The organism is Paenibacillus sp. F4, from assembly GCF_002894905.1.
GTDB lineage: Bacteria > Bacillota > Bacilli > Paenibacillales > Paenibacillaceae > Paenibacillus > Paenibacillus polymyxa_B.
Map to the genome: position 1 here is coordinate 1 of NZ_POVS01000004.1, position 25,307 is coordinate 25,307.

A 25,307-nucleotide genomic window follows, 5' to 3' on the forward strand; every position below is an offset into this window, starting at 1 on the left:
ATTGTTGAATGGGTCGGAGTTGATTTGTTCGGAGGAAGGGATTCTGAGTCACCGCTTGGAGCCGGACTTTACAGCGATTACGACAGACCCGAACGCTGAGTATATGGATTTGCTTGCTTTAATAGATTCGCTCCAGCAGCAGGTAGCAGGGTTAAACGAGGAAAGCCTAGCTAACTTCCAAACGGCTGCTGAGAGAGGTAAACAGTTGGCAGAGAGGGACCGGACAATAGCTAAGCTTCAAGAGGCGCTAATATTTTACTGGAAACCTGAAAAATACGTAGCAGATGAATTCTACGAAGACGGCCATCCTAAAAGTTGCGTAATCACAAGAGACCGGGGCAAAAAGGCTGAAGAAGTACTGAAACCATATGAAATGTAAGGTAGGGAGTAACCACCAATACAATACGCTCCTGCATTCTGACGGAGCGTTGGAAGGATGATAGATATGTCGGTAAAGGATATGACTGACCAGCATCTTAACCGAGTTATAGCTGAGTTGATGGGGTACAGGGTTGTTAACTTGAACCCGGAGTGGTGGAGAAATAAAGCCTACTGGGTACTGAATGAACCGTTAGAGGAACGCCAGCATATTGGAAAAGGAACCGAAGATGAAGCGTGGTGCGAAGCTCCAGACTACTGCAATGACCCTGCCGCCTCTCTGGAGGTACAGGCAGCAGTAATAGAGTTGGATCGAGTAGCCTATGTAAATAACTTGTATGAGGCATGTTACGAATTTAAACGAGTTAAATATTCTGTGTGGGATGAAATTAATATAGCATTTTTGCTTAACGCCAGCCCACGCCAAAGGGCAGAAGCTGCCTATTTAACATTATCCAGTCAGGATTAAACCAATACAGGGTGTAGGTCCTGCACCCACTAAGGGAGGATATATAGATGACAGATAAACCAAACCTAAATGAAAATGCAATTAAACGAAAACTCCGACCAAGACGTGGTCGTTAAACCGTATGGAAGCTAATAGGTATACTAAACGGATGCGAGACAATACTTATGTATGGTTAACCGATCTGGTACAGGAAGTAAAGGAATTAAGAGAAGTTAAATGCGAGGCTGAATCCCTTATACAACAAAAGGATGCAGAGATAGCCAGACTAAACGGGTCACTCATGAAAGCCTTCCAGCTGTGGACTGATTATTTTAATGCACCGAATGCAGAGGGCAAAGCGTGTATTAATATCGAGTTATCTAAAGTGTTTGCGAATGCGGCGGTCAAGGAGGGTGCCACATGATACGCGCTTATACCTCTATATTAGCTGCTGTACTGTTGTTTATAGGTGTAGTAAGTATAGATCGGTATTTCCTTATAGAGCAGATAGAACCGAGCACATTGAGCGAAGGAAGGATTGTTAATGTCGGGTAACAACGATAAAGTGACAGCTAAAACATATTGGGTGTGGACGCAAAAGGCTGAGGTGAAGAACCCTGCTCGCACCAAGGCAGGCGACCAAATATGGATGGAGCACTTATACGAAGCTCCACAATGGATGATAGAGGAAGGACTCATTCAGGATGCAGAAGACGCACCGCAGGAAGGGCAGACAAACATATTTGATTTCATCTAGGAGGTGCTAATATGATACCGGACGAGGATACGGAACAAACCCCCGTTGTAACAGACTTGGGAGGGGCTACAGCATTAAGCTACCGCAAGGCAAGGAACATAGCTGCAAGGCTGTATAAGAAGGCTGACGCGGACGATAAGAAGGTTATATCCGGTATGGTGAGTGATTGTGAGTTCGTGGAAGAATGGCTGGTGACAGGTCGGCGCCCAGGAAATAAACGTGGTGTCGAACGCTTGGCAGCATACCAACGGGAAAAGCTCGTTGACCCTTTACGCATGCAGGCTTATGTAAGCAACTCCAAGGCTGGGAGCTCGAGCAACTTGTCAGACGGGGAACACTTTCAGATAGAGGAAGCATTACGGGTGCTGACTGACCTAGAGCGCGATTGCTTCCTACTGTCGTATGGACATTGCTTGCCACATTCCTATATTTCGGACGTTATGGGATTATCTAGGGGTAATGTATCAACATTATTGCAACGGGCGAAAGAAAAAATAAAGGAAAATCGTAATAATAATCTGTTTTTGACCTAAAACACATGTTTTTTGTGGGGCAAATGCCACCTATATATAGGGATAACCTATAAATGATTGTTATCTTATAGTTTTGAAGAGGATTATCCAATGATGTGGTGGCGGAATATAGACGCTGGAAGTCATGCATTATGCGAGGCAGGATGGTTATGTATTCGGCTAGACCGTTCCATTCCCTCGCTCGGGCAGGAACACTCTAAATGACCTTTTACATGGCGAAATACAGATACAAGGGTGAAAGTCCCTTGTCCACATCGAAACTAATTACACCAAATTTAAAACAGCCGTAAAGAGGGTAATAACACCCCATCAGTAAGGGCGACAAACTGTTCCGTACGTAATACGGACTATGTGAAACACGTTGGGAACCATACCGCAAGTATAAGGGAGCGGAAGTGGCAAGCGCATGACGGAGGGTTAGGGCGCAACTAATATAAGTGAGAGAGCGACGGGAAACCGCCGCTTTTTTGCGTTCAAAGGAGGAAACGACATGAGCTATGCATATTTGGACAACACAGGTATTCTTCATCTGCATCCGCTGGAGCGGGAGGCGCAGAAACACGGTAAATACGTAGAAACCAACCTGGAGTATGACGACAGCGGCTTTCCGATCATCGGTGACGAAGGCGTGGTGTACTACCCGAATGAGGGTACAGCCTACATCAAAGGTAACAAAGCCAAAGGTCAAAGCATTGCAGTACCGAACGTGCTCAAGCAGTTGGCTGACAAACTCAATTAACACCTTTTTCCCGGCTTAGTCCGGGGATATGACACATACAGGATTATAGCGGTTCGATTCCGCTGTGTGTCTTAAGACATGAAAGGAGCTGGTCTGTGTGGCACTGACAGCCAAACAGAAATCATTTGTGCAAGAATACCTGGTTGATCTCAATGCCACACAGGCAGCGATTAGGGCCGGATACAGTGTTAAAACGGCTGAAGCTATCGGACATGAGAACCTAAAAAAACCTAAGATTGCTGAACTCATTCAGAAAAGCATGGATGAGCGAGCTGCTAAGGTCGAGATTACAGCGGATATGGTGTTACAGCGCTGGTGGGATATCGCTACCGCTGATCCTAACGACATCATCCATCTACGCCGCACGTGCTGCCGCTACTGCTTCGGTAAGGATCATCAATACCAGTGGAAAGATGAGGCGGAGTATGAACGAGCTGTGAGACGCGCAGAGGACGAGGCCCAGCGAGAGAGTGAAGAGAAGGACAAGCCTGTTGCTCCTTTGATTCCATCGGATGAAGGTGGGTACGGCTTTGATGAGTTGGAACGGCCACACCCTAAGTGTCCAAACTGCTTGGGTGAGGGTAGGGAAGACATTCACATTGAGGATACCCGACACCTAACAGGTAAAGCCAAGCTGCTCTATGCAGGACTCAAGACAACCAACACTGGGATCGAAATCAAAATGCAGGATCAGGGCAAAGCGCTTGAAAATGTGGCGAGGCACCTGGGCATGTTCAACGATAAACTGAAGCTTGAAGGCGGCTTAATGATTAAACAGAAACTGGAAGATTTCTTCAATTAGTCTGCATACTATTCAGTGGGCTTTTGTATAAAAATCTTCAATTATTCACCTTGAACGAATTATTATGCAAAACATACCATATGTAGAATGTATTACGAAGTGAAGACACAACATGCAGACATGTACACAAAATATATATATTGACCACTAGTCTGGAGGACCCCTATGATTACCTGTCGGGATATAATTAACCGCCGCCGAGAACTGTGGGAACAAAGCCATGATATCGAACAAGATAAGGCATATCGCGAGTCCGTTGCAGTTTACCTCATCGAGCATCCAGAGGTACGGGCTGAGGTTCGTGACCATCCCGAGCATCTTATAGAAATGCTGTTCGTTATTGTCGATAAGGATAAGCGCACAAGCCCGTTTTTTATGAATGACGCGCAGTGCATGTTTTGTGACAAGCTCAATAAGGCCATAGAAGAATTCAAGGCAGGCAGGCGGCTGCATCTTAAGTTTCTTGTCCTCAAAGGCAGGCAACAGGGCTTTACTTCCTTCATCACAGCTTACCAGTTGGCCTGCACCATAACCCGGAAGAACTTCGAGGGCTTCACGGCTGCGGACGAGGACGGCAACAGTAGCGCCATTTTTGAAAACAAGGCCAAGTATCCATACAACGCCCTGCCGGATGCGATCAAGCCCACTGAGAAGTTCAATAACCGTAAGCAGCTTCTATTCGATAAGCTGCACAGCTCGTGGGAAATCAAAACGGCCAGCCGGAACATGGGCCGTTCCCGTACGATTAACTTCTTCCACGGGTCAGAGGTTGCTTTCTGGCGTGACGGGATCAGCGGCGTACAGGCTGGGTTGGGCGAGGCTTTGACCAAGGATGCCATACAGATATACGAGTCTACAGCTAATGGATACAACGAATATAAGGATCTATGGGACAGTGAGACCTGGGAGAATTGCTTCTTCGCTTGGTGGCTGACTCGCGAATACCGCATGTCGTTCGAAAGCCCTGAACGTGAAAAGTGGTTCCGCGATCAAGTTGTTGGGGCTGCGGGATGGATATGGGAACGATGCCGCTGGTTGCTGGATACGATTGAGCTGGAATGGTCGCAAGTCTATTGGTACTACGTCAAATATGACGGATACATCAATAAGGACATGATCAAGCAGGAATATCCGTGCAGCCCACACGAGGCATTCCTTGCATCCGGGCTTTGTGTGTTCAATCAAGAGATCATTGTAATGCGAATCGAATATCTTAAGCGTGTGTACGCCCAGCAGCCCCCTAGACGGGGCTATTTTCGTTTCAAGTGGAATGATCCTGATACTCAGGACAAGATTCTTGATGATTCCATAGAGTGGGTGGATGCCAAGGACGGGTTTATCACACTGTATCAGGATGTACAGCCCCGATATCCGTATGTGATCGGTGGCGATACCAAGGGCGAGGGCAAGGACAAGTACGCCGGGACGGTCATAAACAATGTGACCGGAAAGCGCTGTGCTACGCTTCATATGGAGTTGAGCAACAGTAAGCCGTTCACCTGGCAGATGTACTGTATGGGCCGTTACTTCAACGATGCTCTTATTGGCATTGAGATTAACTTCAACACGGCTCCAATCGAGGAATTGGCAAGGCTCAAGTATCCCAAGCAGTACATGCGTCAGCGGTATGACAGCATGACCAAACAAGTCCAGGCTAAGCAGGGATGGAAGACGGACGGCAATACGCGGCCTCTTATTATCGATAAAGAGATCAGTCTCATCGAGGACAATATTGATTTGTTCGTGGATATTACTTTCCTTCAGGAGTGCCTGACATTCGTTTATGACGAGAACGGACGGCCAGACGCTGAGAACGGAAAACATGATGATGTCCTTATATCGGACATGATCGCCAATGAGATCCGCAGTCAACAAAGCTTTATTGTTCGGGACGATCCGGTAGAGGCTAAGCCTTTGCCGTTCCCGTTCCAGTCCAGTGATGATGACGATGAAGGAGGGTTCCTAACATGGTAAACGAGATGATGGTAATCGGTAATCTACTTGCCTTACCGAATCTGGAAGAAGAGACGGTAAAGGTGGTTAACAAGACGCTGCGTGACATGGTAGGTCAGTACACATACAGCCGCCCACCTGATACAGAGGTTCAGGCGACTGACCCAATCACTGCGGCTCATAAGGCTGTGGCTGATGTATTTGGTCAGAGTGTGCTAGATGAATGGATGAATGGGGTGACGCCGCGTGGCAATGCAGATAGCTGAGGAAACTACGATACAGAAGCAGTACAAAGCCGGGCTAAACTACATGCAGCAAATGGGCTTTACGGATGCTTGGCCTGAATACGAGCGGTTCAAAGCCGGTGACCAGTGGCCAAAGCCTACAGCCAAGACCAAGACGATGCCGCGTCCGGTGTTCAACATTGTTCGATATATCCAGAATCACAAGGTTTCATCCGTTATGAATGAGAACGTCAATATGCTCTTCAGCGCCCAAGAGAATGTTAACGGCATGCCGGAGAATGAGGAAGCGGACGCGAAACAAGCTCAGGAAGCTGGCGACCTGTTCACAAGATTCAGCGCCACCACATGGGAGAACGTCAAGCAGGATGAGCTGAATGAAGAGGCATTGGAAAGCGGCTCTAGCCTTGGCACAAGCATCTGGCACTATTATTGGGACGATAACCGCAAAGGTGGTCTGACTCGTCCGTATAAGGGTGATATGGCGGGCGAAGTGCTGGACCCAATCAATGTGTTTTTCGGTAACCCACAACAAAGGCGGGTACAGCGGCAACCCTACATCATTATCAGCAGCCGAGAGCCGTTGGATGCGGTGAGGAAAGAGGCCAAGGCAAATAAGTTGTCTGATGATAAGTTGCTGATGATTAACGCAGACAAGGAAACTCAAGTAGAAGCATATGACCCTGCAAAGCGGGAGCTGGATGGATCAGAAAAGGTCACCCTCCTGACAAAGTATTGGAAGGAAGGAGGCAAGGTGTACTTTACCAAAGAGGCAAGTGGTCAACCAGTCAAGCCCAAGACGGATACAGGTTTTGTACTGTACCCTATTGTCGTCATGCAATGGGAACGCCGGAAGAAGGCTATTCACGGGGTAGGTGATGCAGAAGGTATTATTCCTAATCAGAAGGCTATCAACTTCCTCATGGCTATGCAGCTCCTGTCTGTGCAGCTTACGGGCTGGCCTAAGATGGTCTATAACCCTAACTTCATTGATGCTAAGAGCTTGAACAATGACCCGTCACAGGCCATACCGGATCAGTCTCCGCCAGGACAACGGTCCATTGACTACCTGACACCGGGGCCAGTGTCTCCTTTGGCTAATGGTCTTGTTGAATCCTTCATGGATTACACCAAAATGCTTTCAAGTGCCCAGGATGCCAGTACAGGTGATATGTCCAGCGGCAACCTCAACGCCACGGCCATTATGCTGCTACAAAAAGCTGCTGGCGTGCCGATTGAGTCTATTAAAAAACGGTTCTACCGTGCAATAGAGGATATCGGGCGGGTGTGGGAACAGTTTTGGAAGGTTCGTTATAACACCACCCGGCGTGTCAATTTGGAGAATGACGACGGGGAGGAGTACAGCCAGGAGTTTAAAGGTACGGACTACGCCAACATTGAGCTCAACCTCAAAATAGACGTTGGTCCAGCATCCACTTATAGCGAGGAACTTATGATGTCTTCCCTTGATAAGTTGTTTGATGCTCAACAGATCACGTTGGATGATTACCTGGAGTTTGCGCCTAAGAATGTTATTCCGTTTAAGGATCGTTTGCTCAAACGTATCCAAGAGCGCCAAGAACAACAGGCTGCACAAGAAGCCGCTATGCAGCAGATGCAGGCACAGCAGCCGCAGGAAGATCCGGCAGCCGCCCAGGAGGCACAGCTTCAGCAACAGTTGGCCCTTAAACAGCAAGACCATGCAAACCGTATGGAGCTGGAGCAAGTCAAAGCACAAACCCAATTACAGCAGGCAGCTATGAGGCAGACTGCAACTAAATAAAGGAGATGATTATATGCCAAACGTAACAGCAACTCCCGCAGGACAGTCAGACGGATCGACAATTACAACGTTCACTGACACGGTCAGCAAAGACCCAATCACATGGACGTACCCGGAGACACAGGACAAAATTCAGATTCGCAATAGTGGAGCTGAACCAATCAAAATTACAGCCGGTTCAGAGACATTCACGGTAGAGGTAAATGAAACTGCTACAAAAGAAGTTAATTTTACGGAATTCACTGGTCAGACCGTTAACCAGGATTCGGCATACACGAATCAGATTGACGTGGTGGCCACTATTATTCCAAAGACGGGCGCCGCTGATTCTGTTCCTTGGAGTGGCATCACGGGTAAGCCTTCAACGTTTCCGCCTAAAGTCGGGACAGGGGCAACGGATGCAAAAGCTGGTAACTGGTTGCCTAAGATTGCGGAAGTGAGTGACGCGACAACAGTAGGTAAAGCCCTTATGGGTGCAACCGATGCCGCCGCAGCTCGTGCAACCCTCGGTACTGTAGCAGCTACAACAGCCACTGCGGGTATCGTCAAACAAGCTGCTGCACAGGCCAATAGTGCTGCTACAGACGTAGCTGGTTTGGTTGCCAACTTCAATACCCTGCTTACCAATCTTCGGGCAGCGGGACATATCGCACCTTAATATGATTTCAATTTCGGGCTTCCGCTGAGACTGCGGGAGCCTATTCTATTTTCAAAATTCGGACGTAATGGCTGTGGTCGTCGCACAGCAGGAGGCACAACATGGATGAAGAACAACTGCAAGGTCAAACGGGCGTAGAGGTTCCTGTCGCCGGGGAACAGCAAGAAGGACAACAGCAAACGGAAACTACAGCCACCGAACCGGGCGCAGCATCATCTGAGGTCGCCGCTCAGGGTGGAGAGGACAATAAAGATTATGGCCCGATCATCACGGCAGAGATTGCCCGTAGAGAGGCCAAGCTTCAAGAGAAATTTGAGAGCCAATATGGAGCAACACAAAAGAATCTGGAGCGTGTAGCTAAGCTGTACGGCTTTCAGGATGTTGATCAATACATGTCCGCTCTTGATCAGTATGAGCATGAGCAGGAGATTGCTGCCGAAGCTCAGCGCCTCGGCGTGGACGAACAGGTAGTGCTGGAACACTTAGCCCCGTTACGGGAAAAGCTGACTCAGTACGAACAGGAAATGCAGTCCGTTCGTGAGGAAAAAGAGTTGCTTCGTGTGGAGCGGGAGATTGCGGATCTGACCAAGCAGTATCCTGACTTTGGACAGTATCAGGACAAGGTGATCCAGAAGGCCATTGAAACGGGCTACCGTCTGGAGGATGCCTACAAGCTTGTTACCTTTGAAGACAAGCTAGCCAACATCAGCAAGCAGACGGAAGCGGACACCATTCGCAAATTACAGGAGAATGCCAACAGTACGCCAGGTGCGCTTGGAGCTGAAGGGGCTGAACACAAGACAGGATTTGCATCCCTGTCTAAAGAGGATCAACGAAAAATGATAGCAGAGGTCAAAGCCGGAAGGCGGACCTCACTTTAAATTGAGAGGATGATTTAGAATGGCAACACAAGTACAGTCCTATAACAATACAACAGGTACTAATCAACTTAGCGCAGAGACCGCAACGTTTTATCAAACGGCCATGCTGGATCGTTTGCTGCCGGAACTCGTGTACATGAAATACGGCGAAAAGAAGAACATTCCTAAACGTTCGGGGGCTACAGCTCAATGGCGTAGACTGAACAGTTTGGCCGTTTCCACCACGGCCGTTACAGAGGGCGTCACACCGGATGCCGTAAACTTGGATATCACAGCCGTTACCGCTACGGTGCAAACCTATGGTGCGTGGACGAAAATTTCAGATTTCCTTGATCTGGTCGGCCTTGACCCTGTGCTTACAGAAACGTCCGAATTGATGGGGGAACATGCTGGGGAATCGTCTGATACTGTTGTTCGCGATGTCATTTACGCAGGCACGAATGTTCAATACGTGAATGGTAAGGCAACGCGTGCCACTATTACCGCGGCAGATACTGTAAAAGCAATCGACATCCTGCGTGCCCGTCGGACTCTGAAACGGAATAAAGTTAAGCCTATTAACATTCCTGGTCGTGGACGTGGATACATTGCCTTTGTGCATACCGACGTAGCAATGGATCTCATGCAAATGCCGCAATGGGAAAAGGCAAACGTGGAGAATGCAAAGAGCGATTTCGTAGACGGTATCATCGGTAAAATGTACGGCGTGTACTTTATTGAGGTGGATAATGGTATGAAGTACGCGGCTGCTGGTGCGTCTGGGGCTGACGTTTTCGCTACCTTGTTTATTGGTCGCGGCGCTTATGGCGTGCCAGACATTGAAGGCAGCTCTAAACCGGAGATCATCGTTCACGGTGCCGGTTCCGCTGGTTCTGCTGACCCAATGAACCAGTTCAATACAGTGGCTTGGAAATCCGTATTTGCCACGCTACGTATTAATGAACTCTGCTTAGTCCGTATGGAATCAGGTGCGACAGTCTAATAAAAACATTCTGGAGGGGCTACGGCTCCTCTTTTAATTTATAGGAGGGCAATTATATGTCGGATGAAACAAATGTAAGTGTTGGAGCTACAGAGGAAGAGGACAAAAAGGCAGCAGCCGAAAATCAGAAGAAAGCAGCGGATCTGGAAAAGAAGTTGGAAAGTCAGATTGCCCGCGAGGAAAAGGATTATAAAAAACAGTTGGCAAAAATGAAGAAAGTCACCATGACCATTCCCGAGGACCCAAACAACCCAGACGATGTTGTGCCAGTAGTGTGGAACGGTATTGTCTATACCATCCCTCGTGGGGTTGAGGTTGAGGTACCGGAAGTGATCCGCGACATCTGGCGTGAAAGCTATACCAAGACACAAGAGGTCAACAAACGGATTCGTGAATCTGTGAAAAAAGAATTGAAGATTAACTAATTAGGCGGGGTGGTACCTTGTTACTACAGGAGATTTTGGACGAAATTGCGGAGAAGTACCCGCACGGTCTGCCTAATGCCAGTGTCATTCGAAAGCTGAATACGCTCCAGGGCGAATTATTCCGCCGATACGTAAGGGTCAATACGATGGTTGCCTATGATATTCTGGGTGGCGTGTTCGCTTACCCTATGCCTGCGAAGCTCAGCAACATCATTGACGTTGTGGTGGGTGACAAGGAATACGTCTACTACGGTGTAAAGGGACAGGCTGACTGTCCTTTTTATTATGTCACTGAAAGCGACGAGCTGGGCATCTATCCTACGCCAGAAGAGGATGCACCTGGGGCAATGATCATCAGCTACTATAAAGAGCCTAAGCCAATGCTAGAATCGGCTCTGAAAGTAGCACCGGACTTGGACGATGATTACCATATGTTGCTTGTGTACGGTGCTCTGGCGCAGATATGCGAGGGCTTCAACGATGCTGATATGGTCAATAACTATACCTCCAAGTTTAATGGTTTGCTGGAGGATTTTAAACGGATTGTTCACGAGTCTCCTGATTACCCACGTATTGAAAATGTGATGGGAGGCTATCTATTATGAATCAGGCTAGCTTAATGATTGCCGAACAGTATCGTAATGCGGAGTTGGTTAAACGGCAGTTTGGGGATGCCTTTTACATCGCTACAGCGTATGGCGTTTTCCCGGATGGTACAGACGTGACCAACGCTTTACAGGCACTGGTGGACAAAGCGAACAGCGAGGGCAGGCGCGCTATCTATTTCCCGCACGGCGATTACTATGTCCGGCTCATTAACAATGACGACAATATCTATTACTTTGGTGACAATGCCAAGTTCGTAGGCGGATATAACCGAAAGATACTGCAAATTGGATTTTACACGTCTGGCAGTACAGTTAATGTGAAGGATTTTGGAGCTGTTGGTGATGGAGTAACGGACGATACCGTAGCAATCCAAGCCGCCATAGACAACAGGGATAGTTGGGAGATAAGTTTCCCGGCTGGAGTATATGTGACGTCGAAACCCATTGTCATTAAGCGAGGTCAACGGTTAGTGGGTCCAGATGGCATCATGGCAGTTAGCGGTGGAACACCTTTAACGTTATCGCCTAAAGGCGCCGTTATTAAAAAAGTCACCTCATCAGGCAAAGAGGGTTTGACTAGTTATGGCAGAGATGGGTTGCATGATCTGAGTAATGTGAATGCCGTATTAATACTCTGTACAAAGGAATATGACTATGAGTCGGTAGGTTGTAGTATTGAAAATATTGGGTTATTGGCTGACACGGCTATTCCCGAAGAATCCAGACCTACAGGTATTTACCTCTTCCGTGGCGTAGCTTGTAAGTTTTCTAACATCAACATGCACTATGTATACCGCGGGATTGATGGTTTCGACTATTACAAAAATCATTTCTCGTCTGTCCACGTTTGGAGAGGGGTCGATTGTGGTTTTATACTACGAGCCACCTCTAATACTCTTACTAGCTGCTATGTGACAGATACAAGAGTTGGATACTTCATCGAGGGGACATACCATCATCTGGATGCATGCGCAGCCGATGCGATCAAAGAAGTGACGTATTGGACCAAAGATGCACAAGCGATTAAGCTTACGAACTGCGCGCAAGAGGTATGTACAGGTAATAAGTTCCGCTGTGATAACTCTGATTCCGTGACGGTTGATACGGCTTTGGCATCTGGTAACGCTGGTTTAGCTGCTCAAATTCCCGCTAATTATTCGGGGTTAGGGATAACCGCTGGATTGCCAGCAGGCGAACGTGAATACACCATTTGCATTAAGAAAAGTAATGTGGTTTTCGCGGACAGTTTAATACGACATGATGCTACAAAGCAAGTGGCAAATAGGCAGGAACTGGTGTCCTCTGATTCACTTGTTCAGTATTACAATACAGTAATTGGTCGTAAAGATGGGGCATACTACGAATTTATACCGGGTTATCAGTCATCTGGACTGAGTAAGAAAGGCCGAAAGTTTATAGTCTATTGGACTGATGGCACTACTGATGTAGAGATAGGTAGCATGCAGCGGCATGTGTTTGGTCCTTTTATACATGTTTTAGGGGCTGTTTATGCTAATCAGATTCCAGCCGCTCAGGACTCTAAGCAATTCCGTCTTAAATTTAGAGACGAATACGGAGTGAATGCCACAGGCTTTCCAGATCCGGGGATCGTTACAGGCACAGTAAACTGGCAGTCAACCAATTATGGAAGTCTTTATACACCAATTAGTTTGGTGTCTTACGTATCGTCTACAATCCCAGCCAGAACAGGCGGAATTGATCCGAGAGATAACCAACTTTACTTTTACGAAAACGGATCTACTTTAACGGTTGCTGAAGCTAAGGCATTGGCAAATTCAGGTTCCGGTGATTTGAGATTTTACGGATTTCACCTGATTCACCTGGGGGAGTGATCATATGGAGTATTGGACATCTTCCCCGCAGAAAGCAAAGACAGCAGTTGTTACATTAGCGGACGGAATGAACCAATTCAAAGAACCGATTGAAATTAGGGATAGCGAGTGTACATCGGCGTTAAACGTTGACTCATCCCTTTATCCAACACTACAAGTTGTTGATGGGTACTCACTATACAGTAGCTTCTTTGGGTGCATCAACCGTATCTTCAAATATAAAAATAACTTTTACTGTGGGAACGGGCAGGGGCTTTATAGACAGTCAGGAACAACCTGGTCGCCTGTGTTCGAGTACACAAACAACGATAATGGCCGTGTATGGGATGTGGCTATGTTCTTCGATGGCAGCAAGCTTTATTTCATTGACGGCATGTCTCCATTAAAACAATATGACGGGTCTCTTACCACAGTGTCTGGCGCTCCAAGTAATAGTTCGTTTTTGACTACACATTCCAACCGTTTTTATCTTGCCAACCAAGCAGATAACTTGTTGTTGTTTAGCGGCTTACGTGATGCGAATGATTGGAGTAGCACAGATAAATATGTGGGCACAGGAAAGATTACTGTTGAGACGCCTGACGGGGAAAAGCCAACAGGCCTAACGGCTTTTAGTAATCATGTAATACTCTTCAAACGTTACTCAATGCACAAGTTGTTTGGGGAGGACTCTACCAATTTCAATATGACACAGCCCTATGGTGTTGGGTGCATTGCGGATCGAACGATTGTTCCAACTCGTGATTCGCTATACTGGTTAGCCGATGACGGTTTTTACGACTACATGGGCGGTGCCGCACCAACAAAAATATCTGACCCTATAAGACCATACATTGAGCAAATAAACATGAACTACGCCTACCGTTGTTGTGCAGGCACGGATGGGCGTTTTGTTTATCTATCGTTGGTTACCGGGACAGACCAGTTCCCCACCGTGACTTTTAAATACGACATACAGGGCAGTAGATGGTGGAAAATGGGGTTTGTAGCCACATCATTTTATTTGGATGGTAACACCTTATATTTTGGGACTGTTGACGGACAAATTTATAAAGTGGGTGGCAGCGACTTCGCCGGATCAGCTATTAACTGGTCTATCGAAACCAAACCGTTTTCAGAGGACGACGAGACGGTCAGAAAGACTATTAACCGTCTGTTTGTGGTGGCGGACATAGAACCAGGCTCAACACTTAATGTCGCCTATGCTGGAGGTACAGAAGGCGGTACGTGGAATCAGGTGTATACGAGCAGTAACGGCAGCGGTGATATTCAGAGTATCCGTATACCGGTTATCGTTCGTACTCCAGAGACTTGGTACCGCCTTAAGCTGTCCGGTATTGGCCGGGCCAAGATACACAGAATCATTAGAGAGGTGACGAAACGAAATGGCTAATGTTGAATTACCTTCTGTAAACCCCAGCTTGGGGGATATAAGTCAGTCGAGTGTGGATCAGTTGCGGAGTCTAGTGAAGATGCTTCATAACGCATCGGTGCAGACCACGGAAGAACTGATGTACATTCTCAACAACTTGGACACTCGGAACGTCAACGAGATCGATGGGGATATTCTTGTCACGGGCACCGTCACCGCAGCGAAGATGAATGTCCAGAAGCTGTCTGCCATTACGGCCGACCTGGGTAAGATGACGGCCGGAGAAATCTACGGCGCGTATATTGCCACTTCTGAGGATCAGTATCCTATGGTGACGATTACCCCTGAAGGATTAAAGGGTTATGGTCCGAAAGGTGGGGAATCTCTTTCCTTGGGACAGGCGGACGATGGTGGAGCGCTGTTATTTATGGATGAAGGCTCACCGCGCGGCTCTATATATGGGGATGCTGAAGGGTTTCACGTGGGGAACATGGGAAGTATCCATATTAAAAGTGTGGATGATGTGACCTATCTAGAGGGTCCGATAAGCTTTGAAAAGGCGTTAGGAATAAGTGGTTTGGAAATCAAAAATGTAGAAGACCTCGAAATGACTATTGCTGAGATTAGAGGAAAAATGGAAAACGATATGATAACAAACGCCAATTTCGATAACAGTACACGACATTTGAAACTGTACAGCAAAACAAGAACTGTCGCTACTGTGTTTATTCCTGCAAGCGCTCCTGAATAATCATTGACTTGCTCCCCCAAAATGGTAGAATTAGGGCAAATCTACTATTCGGGGGATCTAAAAAATGAAAAAGTGGTCTTATTTACTCATCGGTATGGTGTTCGGTGTAGTTGTCGCCACGGCCGGTAGTGCCTTTGCAGATCAAATTAAGTCTATGATTGGGCAGACAGTAGCTGGCGAATATACCGTTAAAGTCAATGGCAGCGCCTTAGCAGAAAATGCAATTGTTGTTGATGGCAAGGCGCACGTACCATTACGTGCTGTGTCTGACTCTTTGGGGGCTGGTGTAAAAGTGGATGGAAAAACAATTCAAATAGATACCCAAGCAAGTGCAGAGTCTTTTGTTGAAACGAAAGAACTGAAAGAACCGAAACAGAATTCTCAATTGGATTCAGAAAACAAACAGATTTACACTCAAAATATAGAAGCAATGATAACTTCAACAAAGGGCGATAAAACCTTTTGGGAAGGATTATTGCGCAGCACAGAGAATAGCCAAGTCAAATACAAAAATAGGATTGATGAATTATCAAATCTTCCAGCCAGTAACGACCCGATTACTCAGGAAAACAGGAAGAAATCTTTGGTCAGCGCACAAAATACGATAGAAGAAAACAACAAAAAAATTACTGAGTATAAAGAAAAAATCGCCAAGTACGATGATGATATTGCGAAGCTAGAAGCACAGCTCGCAGCTTCAAATAAATAATAATCACTAAGGACTCTCATACGAGGGTCCTTTTATTTTGTCCAGAAAGGAGTGTGGGTATATGGTAACTGTCCGAAATCAGATCGGTAACGGCGGTGCCAATTACGGTACCGCAAATGCCGCACTCAAGAAAAAGCTCGTACAGACTCAATCCAATATTGCTAATAACTCTGCCTACAAGCAGAACGAGACGCAGCGTGCGCTTTCGGTGCTTCAGCAGCGGGAATCCGTAGGCCAAGACACTACAGCCCAGCGTAAGTACCTTACGTCCAACTTGGGATATCAATTTCCTGCTGTCACCAAGCCATCGATAACGGCACAGCCATTTAAGCCAGTCAATACGATCAGCGCCAACACCCAGCAAGGGAACGACCTTATGGGGCAGATGCGTCAACTTGCTACCAAACAGGCTACACCGTTTTCCTATGACGTGAAGAGCGATCCAGAATATCAGGCAGCTTTGCAACGGGCGCAAGCCAACATCAAGGCAGGCACGAATCAGAACATGGCCGAGATGAACCGCCGCGGCATCCTGAACAGTACGATTACCACAGATCGAGCCGACGAGATTGCCGCAAATGAAATGGGGCGGGTGGAAACGGAAGTTGTTCCTTCGCTTGTCAGCCAAGCATATCAGCGCTATCAGAACGAACAGGCACAGCAGCAACAGCAATTCCAGAACCTTGGAACCACGGCACAGATGTACCAGGGCGAGGATCAGCGGGGCTTTGGGAATAAGGTCACAGAAGCTGGGTTAACAGGCAATTACATGCCAGAGGGTGCACAGGATATTGTCAATAACATTCTGTCGCTTAAGCAGCAAGCGGAAGCGCCGGGGGTTACCGCTCAGCAACGTGCACAGTTAAGCGCACAGGCTGACGGGGCGCGGGCTCAGTTATTGTCCTTGGGAGTTAACCCTAGTGCTTACGGCGCGAACGTTAATTCTTCCGCTGCTCGTGCTGTTAATCCGGGTATTCGCACCTTACAAGGTCAGGCGCAGGATCTGGCTGCTCAAGGCCAACAGTTCAACCAAGGGCTTCAAACGGCGCAGTACAATGAGGGCGTCCGTCAGTATGATCAAAATTTTGCTTATCAAACAGCCCGGGATGCAATTACCGATCAGCAGTGGAGACAGGTATTTGATAGGGACGTTAGTCAATTCGGCATGACCTACGCTTTGCAGCGACTTCAGGAGCAGAATAACCAAGCTTTCCGGCAGGCTTCTCTGGCGCTTCAACAGGATGACAATGCGCGGCAATGGGCTGACTTGGATTACAAGCAGGCTAACCCAAGCGGTGCAGCAGGTGGGCTTACAACTAATCAGGTCTTGTCCAGTATGCAAGATCAATATTCGGTGCCTACCTTCACGAAAAACGCTGATGGCAAGAGTGTTAAAGAAGGAACACGGATAACGTCAGACCCTGCTAAACGACAACAGATGTTCCAAAATGTGATTGATGCCGGACTGTCTGACGCTCAAACCGATCAGATTTTTGCGGCTCTTGGGTTGACGAAGAAAGAGATTAGCGATTTCAACAAACTGTATCAGGGAAAATGAATACCTCGTTAGGTGCGCCGCAAGCCTATCGGGGGTTAATTACCAACTCAGCGAATAAACATGGTGTTCCTGCTGGGTTGGTTGATGCGGTAATAAAAGCGGAGAGTAGCTACAACCCAAGAGCAAGGAGCGGCGTGGGGGCTGCTGGCTTAATGCAGCTTATGCCTGGTACTGCGGCTGGACTCGGGGTAAGCAATCCGTATGATCCTGCCCAAAACATTGATGGCGGGGCGAAGTACCTAAAAGGACAAATTGCTCGGTATGGTGGCGATTATCAACTGGCGCTGGCTGCTTACAATTGGGGTCCGGGCAACGTGAACAAGGCAATTAAAAAATACGGTAATAGCTGGTCAGCTATACAAGCCCATGCGCCAAAAGAGACGCAAAAGTATGTAAATAAAGTAATGAAGAACTGGAGGGGATAACATGGCTTCTAAATACGATGCAGTCCGTAACCGCAGACAACAGGGCGAAGAGGCACGGGCCAGAGTCTTGGCGAGAGCAAGCAACCCAAATCCTGTAGGTGTAGGGAGCGAGAGCAAATATGCGGCTGTGAGAAATCGTACTGCGGACATTGCCCCTCCTACTTTGTTGGATAACGTAAAAAATACCTTAACGGGTCCGGCTGTTCAGGACTTTGTGGCTAAAGGCTTGGACTATGCCGGCAAGGAGATGCAGCGGAAAGCCGCTAACCACGAAAAGAACCGTCTCAAGTTGCCGCCGGCATTGATTGTAGGTCCTGGCTTCATCGAAAATAGCACCTTTGCCCAGGCTACCCAAGGCAATCGAGATGCAATAGGCACGTATAGAGCGGCAACAGGCAAGACGATTAAGCCCCTCTCGCAGTATGAACAAAATGCAGCAGAAATTGATAAGACCGCCGAAGAAAATCCTTTATATAAGTACACATTAGCTCCTGTTTCCAGAGGGGCTAACTGGCTTACAGAAGGTAATCCGGTAAGTCGCTTCGTCGGTCGTACCATCACAACAGGGGCTGAAATGTCACTCGGCAAAGCCTCTACCATGCCAACTACAGGTAATGCTACGGCTGACAAGGTGGCAGACAAATTGGGGCTGGTGGGTGGCATAGCTGGTATGGCATTTAACCCAGCAGCCCCAGGCGTTAAGGGTCAGAACCTGCTGACTGGTCCACTGGCTGCGGCTGAGGGTGCTCTTGCTACTCGCGGGGGCAATGCTGCTGTAAATGCGATTAGCCGACAGGCATCTAAATTACCAGGCGTTTCGTCTGCCGCTGCTGATCGTGTTACTCGAGGCATTGCTACCGGTGCAGCGACAGGGGCCATTGGTAATACAGCCTATGGCCTTAATATGGATCAGTCTACAGGTGAGGAAGTGCTTCATAATGCCGCCCTTGGCGCAGCGTTCGGAGCCGGTGGTGAAGTAGTGGCCAGAGGTGTCGGAGCTGGCTGGCGTGCGTTGTTTAAGAAAAACGGTATCCCTGACAGTGAAGTGTCCGAAATCCTCAGTCTGCCAGTGGGTAGAAAGGAAACTCGTATTAATGCGGCCACGTCCCGATCTGTCCAGCAGGCTGGAGAAGAAGCTATTGCTAATCCGTTTACGTTCGATTTGCCCGAGGGGTCGCCACAGACTCGTCGTGCTACTGCGAACGCTGCTGAAGGACGTGGAGAGATTCAACAGATTAATTCGCGTCTGCAAGAACTTGAAAGCCAATATGGTCAGCGTGTCATTGACGAGTATAAATACCTCAAGCAGTCTCGTGACAGTCGAGGCGGTGTAACTCAGGGGCAACTGCAACGCACTCCTGAAGGTGAGGTTTTTGGCCGTACTGGACGCACGTCTCAAAACCCACTTTGGTATCAAGAGTTCCACCGGGCTAATGGGAAAGCGCCGAGTAACAAGGATTTATATAAACTGGCACAGGAACGTGTTGATAACGGCTTTATGGATGAATCGGGCCGTGTGCCGTCATGGAGAGAAACAAGCGGGTATGACGAACAGGTGGCAGCCTATACAGCAGCTCGGGATAATTTGCGCACTGGTGTGCAAGAGCTTGACCCAGCTTTACGCGTTACGGATCAGCCGCTTGTATCGAGCCGTTTAAAAGAGGAGGGCTCAGGATCAGGGCCCCGTGTGAATGATAAGTCTATTAATAGGCAGGAGACGTTTAATATAAACGATCCAGCGGTGCCTGAATTCATGCGCGCAAGACAAGCCAGACAGGAAGCAGCACAGGCAAGACAGGAGTCGGTCGCACCTGAGAATTCACCCATTCATCCGGACGAAAATTATGTCTTGCCAAAGCAGTATGAAGATCATAGCGGAGGCTTGGGTATCTCTGCGTTCAACCGTACAAAGCCGTATGACTCGTTATCAACTTCCACCCGTTCACAATTGGTCTCCCGTCAGATGCGTGACCCGCGGAGCCTGAAAGGTTCGTCGGATCGGCTATACACCGCTTTGGTTGATGATGCACATCCATACAATCTTTTTGACAGGATGGTGGAGAAAGTCCTCGGAAGAAAACTGGATGCGTCGGAATCAACTCATAAACTCGCTTTAGCCTCTCGCGGATCAGATGTGATTGCCCGTCAGATCGTCACTGACAAGATGGTGAATAGTGCTGGTGAGGTGGTCGGTGATTCGTTACAAGATGTTCTGTCCACTTTGCCAGGTGGGAAAAATGCGCCTAAGGTAGAAAGCGGCACGCGTGGAGAACTAGGCTCACGAACCAGCAAAACCATCTATGTAGACTTTGAAGACTACCTTATAAATAAGCATGCCATAACTCGGTGGGATCGTGGCGAAAAAGTATTCTCTGATAAGCTGGAATGGACACCAGAGAAGGGCCAAAAGATTGTAGACGAATATGAACGACTGTTTCCAGAGTTTACAGAAACGGCAGATAAGCTGTATAAATTCAATCAAAACTTGGTCAATAATTGGCTGGTAGATACGGGTGTTATCAGCAAGGAAATGGCAGAGGCTTGGTTCCGATCGAATCCGTACTACGTACCAAACAAGCGTTATTTTACATCACTGGAGAAACGCAACGGTGCAGGGGGCAAGGCCAAGCAAGGATACGGCAATCAGTCCAATCCGGTCAAAGGCTACAGCAAGGGCGGTTCACAAAAGAAAATCATTTCGCCAATCGAAGCCACGATTGAAAACGTCGATGCCTATGTGAAGACGGCCAAGCGTAACCAGGTCATGCAGCAGTTTGTTAAGAATCTGAACCAAGATGCTGAAGCATTTAAGGATATAGCCACGGTTGTTGTGTCTCGGGATAAAGCAAAGGAACAATTGGCCCGTGAGATTTTAGAGGAAAATGGACTAGATAAATTTATGCAGAGTTTGGATGAGGATTTTGCAAGGCTGCGCCGTGATCGGTTGGATACAGATGATACCGTTCGAGTGCTTATGAACGGTGACCCAGTACGTGTAAAAGTCCATGATGCTCAGACCCTTGATGCGGTTACGTCGCTTGGTCCGCAGGGCGCCAATGCAGTTATGGATGCAATCGGCTGGCTGACCAACAAGATGAAGACTTTAACAACCGGGGCAAACCCTGTGTTTTCCCTGACCCGTAACTTGTTTCGGGATATTCCACAGGCTTATGTAGCATCTAAAACGACCAACAATCCGGTTCGGTTCATCGTAGACTTGGCTGATGCATCCATTCAGATACTTCGTAATGGCGAGCTATACAAACAGTACAAACGGGTTGGAGGTGGCCATAGTTCTCCTATCGCTGCTGATCGTAATTTGCTAAAACAGAGCAAAACAGCGGTGTTACCTAAGGATATGAAAAAAGATTTACTTCCGCGCTTGTACTACGCTTACGAGAACATGCTAAACGCGGTTGAGTCTGCGCCTCGCTTGGCAGAATTTAAGCGCGTAGCTAAAGGCGGAGCGTCAGAGGATCTACAAAAAGCGCTTTTTGCAGCCCAGGACGTAACAGTTAACTTTAAACGGCGTGGCAAGCTGGTGCGTGATTTGGACAAGGCCTTTCCCTACATGAACGCAGCCCTTCAGGGGTTGGATCAATTCGTTCGGGTCTACAAAGACAACCCTGCAAAAGCAACTATGAAAGCTGTTTTAGCTCTTACGATCCCAAGCGTTTTAACTTATATGTGGAACCATGATGATCCGAATTACAAGAAGCTGAGTAACCGGATAAAGGATTCGTTCATTCTGATTCCTAAAGGGGACGGTACTTTTATCAAGATTGCTAAACCTCAGGAGCTTGGTACTCTCTTTTCAGATCTGCCGGAACGGCTGCTTCGTAAATTTCAGGACGATGATCCGGCAGCCTTTAGGGATTTTGCCGATCGTATCCGTACCACGTTTACTCCGCCCGGAGTACAAGGGGCGTTAAAAGAGGGCGGTATAATTGATCGACTTCAGGGGGTAGGCGGTGAAACAATTCTCGGCCCTGTCTCAGACCTAGCTGCAAACAAAACCTTTACCGGCTCACCTATTGTTCCAGGCTATTTGCAAAACCTATCGCCTGAGCTACAGACCGATGCTAAAACAACAAAGATAGCGACATGGATAGGGGAACATACGGGCACGAGCCCTAAGCAGTTGGATTATCTGGCCCGGCAATATACAGGATTCATTGGGCAGTTTGGGCAACCGCTTTTCTCCCCTGGTGGAGATGTGGGTAGTGCCTTATCGCAGCAGGTCACTGCTGATCCGGTTTTCAATAACGACATCAGTACAGAATTCTACAAGTACAAGGAGAAGCTTGACCAGGCTAATTATGATGCTGATTTGCGGCAGCCTCCTTCCTGGTATGATGATTCTTTGCGTAAGAAGATGAATAAGATCAGCAAGGATATGGGCGCGATTCGTAAGGATGTTAGGGCTGTCCAAGACGATGAATCTATAAGCAATAAGGAGAAACGCGCTAGATTACGGGCGCTGCAACAACAAATTAACGATCTGGCTGAGGGCGGCAATGAGCTGGCCCGTGGCAAAGTCCCTTACTGAGTGGGGGAGGTGATACCTGGGCGCGTTATATGACGCGCTCTTTTTGTTGTAGAGAGATATATAGAAACGGGGGAAGAACGTGGGAGATACAGAACTTAGCGAGGTGAACGCTGTTGTGGAAGAGACGACGAAGGCCCTAATGGGCATACAAATTCAGCTTGCCCGGATGGAGAAGACTTTGGAGAGCGTACCAGCTATGGCGGCCACTTTGGAAGCTACGCGAGATTTGGCGCGGGAAGCAATGCAATCTTCCAAGTCGGCGCACCATAGGCTGGACAAAATTGAGGATGGTCAAAAGTGGTTATGGCGCACAATCAGTGGGTCAGCTATTGCTGTAGTGATCGGCGCAATTGTCGCCGTACTTAAAATGGGAGGCGTTTAATTATGGATTGGAATACGGTATGGAGTTTGATTGATCCGAAATTATTGATCGTTGTGGCTGTTTGCTGGGTTATCGGCATTGGAATCAAGCAAACGCCACGCGTACCGGACTGGAGCATTGTGTATATCGTCACTGGTGTTGCTGTGATTCTAACGGTCTGGATTCTAGGCTGGGGGCCGCAGGCAGTCATTCAGGGCGTGCTGGCTGGAGCGTTCGCCGTGTACGGGAATCAGTTGGTTAAGCAAATGAAGAAGGGAGCTGAGTAGTTATGGCGCGCAAATTATCAAAGTCTGGAATCGACTTAATTAAATCGTTTGAGGGATGTCGCTTGATGGCGTACAAGCCCGTGCCCACTGAAACGTATTGGACCATAGGTTGGGGCCATTACGGACCGGATGTTAAGGCAGGTATGACCATAACACAGGCCCAAGCTGACGCAATGTTGGTCGCTGACCTTGCCAAATACGAAGCGTATGTAAACAACCCGGCCTATGTCCCGGTAACCGACCAGCTCACGCAAAGCCAGTTCGACGCACTTACAAGTTTTTGCTACAACTGCGGCGCGGGTAACCTCAAGACGCTCTGCAAAGGCCGCACAGTTGCGCAGATTGCCGCTAGTATCACTAAATATGACAAGGCTGGGGGTAAGGTGCTGACAGGCCTGACACGGCGTAGGAATGCAGAATGGGGCTTGTTCAACAAGCCTGTCGCAGATACTAAGGAGGATGAGACAATGGACAAGGTTAACGTAATTGTAAACGGCAAGACTATCGCTGACGTTAAGATGATCAACGGAACAACGTATGTGCCTCTGAGGGCTGTAGGTGAGGCGTGGGGCGCTCAGGTGGATTGGAACGGCAAAACTAATACGGCTACAGTAAGTAAGTAAATCAAAAGCCCAGCTAACTTAATTGTCGGCTGGGCGTAAAATTGTGGTATAATTTGGATTGGACAACGGGTGGGGTCACGGCGCAGCCTTCTGTAAAGGAGGTGATTGTCGCCATGACTGCACTTGGTGCGTTTTACATGATCCTGAAAGTAATTTCAACGATTCTAAGCCTATGGTTTAGTTCACGGAAAGTTTACCGATGGATACGTAAAAGACGTAACAAGCGCAAAACCCACCGCTAAAGGTTCGTGGCCTACGGTGGGTTTTGCTGTAATCACAGTAATATAATGCGCGCCGTGAGGCACATCGTTGTTCAGGGGGAGCTAGCGACTCCCCTTATTTATATTATTATGTTACCACACGGAAACTATACAGGCAATGGGATTGCCTTTGTTGACTATAGTCAAATATTATCTTGGAGATACCAAGCCTTGGAACATTCCAAGGTTTATTTTTTTGTCTGGCTGCCAATAATAATTTCTTGTACGGAACGTATGTTCGTAATATAATTTCTACATAACACAACAGGAGGCTACATACATGTCAAAAAGACTCGAAGGTAATGGATTATGGGAAAGCAGCCGCATCATCATACCGGAACATAAGGAAGCATACCTAAAACTCATGAAAGACCGTCAGCGGAGAGGCAAGCCGGAAATTGACGATCAGGAAGTCCAGTTGATCGAGCAAGCGCTTATAGAGTCCTACAACACACGTCAACCTGTAACACTAGTGGTTTTTAGCCCGTTCGATGACGAGGTCATGACTGGTGTGATAACAGTAATCAACACGGCTAGACGCGAAGTAAAGCTATCTCGTGGGGAAGATGATTTTAGTTGGATTAAATTAGAGGATATTATATCCGTAAATTTGTAAAATCTCTTGCTTACGCAATACACCACTATATAATTAAGGTAAATTAAATATAGGGTGGTGTAAGGTGTTAACCAATTTGTTTTATATAATTATTGGGGTGTTTGATGCGCTGGCTATTCTTGTGTTTCCTTTAGCATTGTACATGCTCCCCATAAAAGACTATAAGTATAGGATAATTTTATTTGCGGTCTTCATATCTCTTCTATCCTTCTTTATGCGAATTGTTTTGAATATACCTAAATTGGATTTGCCTTTGCAGTACGCACTATTTTCAATATTTCTTCGTATAGGATTAAAAATAAAATTGCACTGGTCTGCATTTATATTGGGAGTTGCCATTAGTGCCTATGCCACTATGCAAATGGCTATTTTTTATGTATATAAGTTTTTTGACATAATGCAATTAAACGTTCTAAGGGAGAATGCTACACTTCAAGTATTCCTGTTACAAGGGACATCCATACTTATTACTTATCTCATCGCAGCGCTTTTTAAATTATATGGAACAGGGTTTTCTTTTATATCAGCTCCGCCGCATGATTTCATATGGCGAGAAGACTATAAAACGAAAGAAAACAAAATGGTCCTAACAAGCACTTTGTTTTCGGCGGTGACGATAAGTTCAGGAGTAATACTTTTGTACTATCTAAATCCGCTTGCAATATTGCTGGTGTCTATATTCACTTTTGGACTTTCTTATATCTTCTCCAAAAGGAGTGATGAGGAAGATGCTAGAAAAGCTCTCGAAGCGCAT

General features: G+C 47.4%; 28 protein-coding genes. All 28 read left to right on the plus strand.

From position 1 onward, the window contains the following. Positions 1–379: hypothetical protein (locus C1T21_RS27165; protein WP_180984523.1), on the plus strand; the 379-nt coding region annotated here is incomplete at its 5' end. 66 nt (positions 380–445) lie between these two features. Further along, complete coding sequence (locus C1T21_RS00660; RefSeq protein ID WP_180984524.1) at positions 446–847, plus strand: hypothetical protein; 402 nt, start codon at positions 446–448, stop codon at positions 845–847. Positions 848–995: 148 nt separating this feature from the next. Next, positions 996–1,250 (plus strand): hypothetical protein, encoded by a 255-nt coding sequence (locus tag C1T21_RS00665; protein ID WP_103046803.1) that lies wholly within the window; start codon positions 996–998, stop codon positions 1,248–1,250. After that, on the plus strand, positions 1,247–1,381 hold the full coding sequence (locus C1T21_RS27635; RefSeq protein WP_258012322.1) for a hypothetical protein: 135 nt from the start codon (positions 1,247–1,249) through the stop codon (positions 1,379–1,381). The genes C1T21_RS00665 and C1T21_RS27635 overlap by 4 nt, the downstream gene beginning before the upstream one ends. Then, on the plus strand, positions 1,371–1,583 hold the full coding sequence (locus tag C1T21_RS00670; RefSeq protein ID WP_103046804.1) for a hypothetical protein: 213 nt from the start codon (positions 1,371–1,373) through the stop codon (positions 1,581–1,583). Before C1T21_RS27635 ends, C1T21_RS00670 begins: the two co-directional genes overlap by 11 nt. A gap of 11 nt (positions 1,584–1,594) precedes the next feature. Beyond that, positions 1,595–2,116, plus strand: a complete 522-nt coding sequence (locus tag C1T21_RS00675; protein WP_103046805.1) for a sigma factor-like helix-turn-helix DNA-binding protein — start codon at positions 1,595–1,597, stop codon at positions 2,114–2,116. Positions 2,117–2,606: 490 nt separating this feature from the next. After that, the gene (locus C1T21_RS00680) at positions 2,607–2,855 is read left to right on the plus strand and encodes a hypothetical protein (RefSeq protein ID WP_103046806.1); all 249 of its coding nucleotides are present in this window, start codon (positions 2,607–2,609) and stop codon (positions 2,853–2,855) included. A 97-nt stretch (positions 2,856–2,952) separates the two neighbouring features. Further along, positions 2,953–3,657: a terminase small subunit gene (locus C1T21_RS00685; RefSeq protein WP_103046807.1), complete on the plus strand. Its 705-nt coding sequence runs from the start codon at positions 2,953–2,955 to the stop codon at positions 3,655–3,657. A 165-nt stretch (positions 3,658–3,822) separates the two neighbouring features. After that, positions 3,823–5,631 carry a hypothetical protein gene (locus tag C1T21_RS00690; protein ID WP_103046808.1) on the plus strand — a complete coding sequence of 603 codons (1,809 nt, stop codon included), beginning with the start codon at positions 3,823–3,825 and terminating at the stop codon, positions 5,629–5,631. Then, on the plus strand, positions 5,625–5,876 hold the full coding sequence (locus tag C1T21_RS00695) for a hypothetical protein (RefSeq protein ID WP_103046809.1): 252 nt from the start codon (positions 5,625–5,627) through the stop codon (positions 5,874–5,876). The genes C1T21_RS00690 and C1T21_RS00695 overlap by 7 nt, the downstream gene beginning before the upstream one ends. Further along, the gene (locus C1T21_RS00700; protein ID WP_103046810.1) at positions 5,863–7,635 is read left to right on the plus strand and encodes a portal protein; all 1,773 of its coding nucleotides are present in this window, start codon (positions 5,863–5,865) and stop codon (positions 7,633–7,635) included. The genes C1T21_RS00695 and C1T21_RS00700 overlap by 14 nt, the downstream gene beginning before the upstream one ends. A 13-nt stretch (positions 7,636–7,648) precedes the next feature. Then, positions 7,649–8,293: a head fiber protein gene (locus C1T21_RS27530; RefSeq protein WP_219727862.1), complete on the plus strand. Its 645-nt coding sequence runs from the start codon at positions 7,649–7,651 to the stop codon at positions 8,291–8,293. A gap of 101 nt (positions 8,294–8,394) precedes the next feature. After that, entirely contained in the window at positions 8,395–9,174 is a 780-nt protein-coding gene (locus tag C1T21_RS00710) for a hypothetical protein (RefSeq protein WP_103046811.1), read from the plus strand. A 19-nt stretch (positions 9,175–9,193) separates the two neighbouring features. Next, positions 9,194–10,156 carry a N4-gp56 family major capsid protein gene (locus C1T21_RS00715; protein WP_103046812.1) on the plus strand — a complete coding sequence of 321 codons (963 nt, stop codon included), beginning with the start codon at positions 9,194–9,196 and terminating at the stop codon, positions 10,154–10,156. A gap of 56 nt (positions 10,157–10,212) precedes the next feature. After that, positions 10,213–10,581, plus strand: coding sequence for a hypothetical protein (locus tag C1T21_RS00720; protein ID WP_103046813.1), 369 nt, complete (start codon positions 10,213–10,215; stop codon positions 10,579–10,581). Positions 10,582–10,598: 17 nt separating this feature from the next. Further along, on the plus strand, positions 10,599–11,186 hold the full coding sequence (locus tag C1T21_RS00725) for a phage adaptor protein (protein ID WP_103046814.1): 588 nt from the start codon (positions 10,599–10,601) through the stop codon (positions 11,184–11,186). Then, positions 11,183–13,042 carry a glycosyl hydrolase family 28-related protein gene (locus C1T21_RS27170; RefSeq protein WP_180984525.1) on the plus strand — a complete coding sequence of 620 codons (1,860 nt, stop codon included), beginning with the start codon at positions 11,183–11,185 and terminating at the stop codon, positions 13,040–13,042. Before C1T21_RS00725 ends, C1T21_RS27170 begins: the two co-directional genes overlap by 4 nt. Positions 13,043–13,046: 4 nt before the next feature. Then, entirely contained in the window at positions 13,047–14,435 is a 1,389-nt protein-coding gene (locus C1T21_RS00735) for a hypothetical protein (protein WP_103046815.1), read from the plus strand. Then, positions 14,428–15,165: a hypothetical protein gene (locus C1T21_RS00740; protein ID WP_103046816.1), complete on the plus strand. Its 738-nt coding sequence runs from the start codon at positions 14,428–14,430 to the stop codon at positions 15,163–15,165. Before C1T21_RS00735 ends, C1T21_RS00740 begins: the two co-directional genes overlap by 8 nt. A gap of 64 nt (positions 15,166–15,229) precedes the next feature. After that, entirely contained in the window at positions 15,230–15,874 is a 645-nt protein-coding gene (locus tag C1T21_RS27175; RefSeq protein WP_180984526.1) for a stalk domain-containing protein, read from the plus strand. A 61-nt stretch (positions 15,875–15,935) separates the two neighbouring features. Further along, on the plus strand, positions 15,936–17,432 hold the full coding sequence (locus tag C1T21_RS00750) for a hypothetical protein (RefSeq protein WP_103046817.1): 1,497 nt from the start codon (positions 15,936–15,938) through the stop codon (positions 17,430–17,432). Beyond that, positions 17,429–17,857 carry a lytic transglycosylase domain-containing protein gene (locus C1T21_RS00755; protein WP_103046818.1) on the plus strand — a complete coding sequence of 143 codons (429 nt, stop codon included), beginning with the start codon at positions 17,429–17,431 and terminating at the stop codon, positions 17,855–17,857. The genes C1T21_RS00750 and C1T21_RS00755 overlap by 4 nt, the downstream gene beginning before the upstream one ends. A 1-nt stretch (position 17,858) precedes the next feature. Beyond that, positions 17,859–22,406, plus strand: a complete 4,548-nt coding sequence (locus tag C1T21_RS00760) for an LPD38 domain-containing protein (RefSeq protein ID WP_103046819.1) — start codon at positions 17,859–17,861, stop codon at positions 22,404–22,406. 79 nt (positions 22,407–22,485) lie between these two features. Next, positions 22,486–22,788, plus strand: a complete 303-nt coding sequence (locus tag C1T21_RS00765) for a hemolysin XhlA family protein (RefSeq protein WP_258012323.1) — start codon at positions 22,486–22,488, stop codon at positions 22,786–22,788. Between the two features lie 2 nt (positions 22,789–22,790). Further along, positions 22,791–23,054, plus strand: coding sequence for a phage holin family protein (locus C1T21_RS00770; protein ID WP_103046820.1), 264 nt, complete (start codon positions 22,791–22,793; stop codon positions 23,052–23,054). A gap of 2 nt (positions 23,055–23,056) precedes the next feature. Then, positions 23,057–23,677, plus strand: a complete 621-nt coding sequence (locus C1T21_RS00775) for a glycoside hydrolase family protein (RefSeq protein WP_103046821.1) — start codon at positions 23,057–23,059, stop codon at positions 23,675–23,677. Positions 23,678–24,217: 540 nt separating this feature from the next. Continuing rightward, a complete protein-coding gene (locus C1T21_RS00780; protein WP_103046822.1) occupies positions 24,218–24,553 on the plus strand; it encodes a YolD-like family protein in 336 nt (111 codons plus the stop codon). A 64-nt stretch (positions 24,554–24,617) separates the two neighbouring features. After that, positions 24,618–25,307 (plus strand): hypothetical protein (locus tag C1T21_RS00785; protein ID WP_103046823.1); only part of this gene is annotated, 690 nt, incomplete at its 3' end.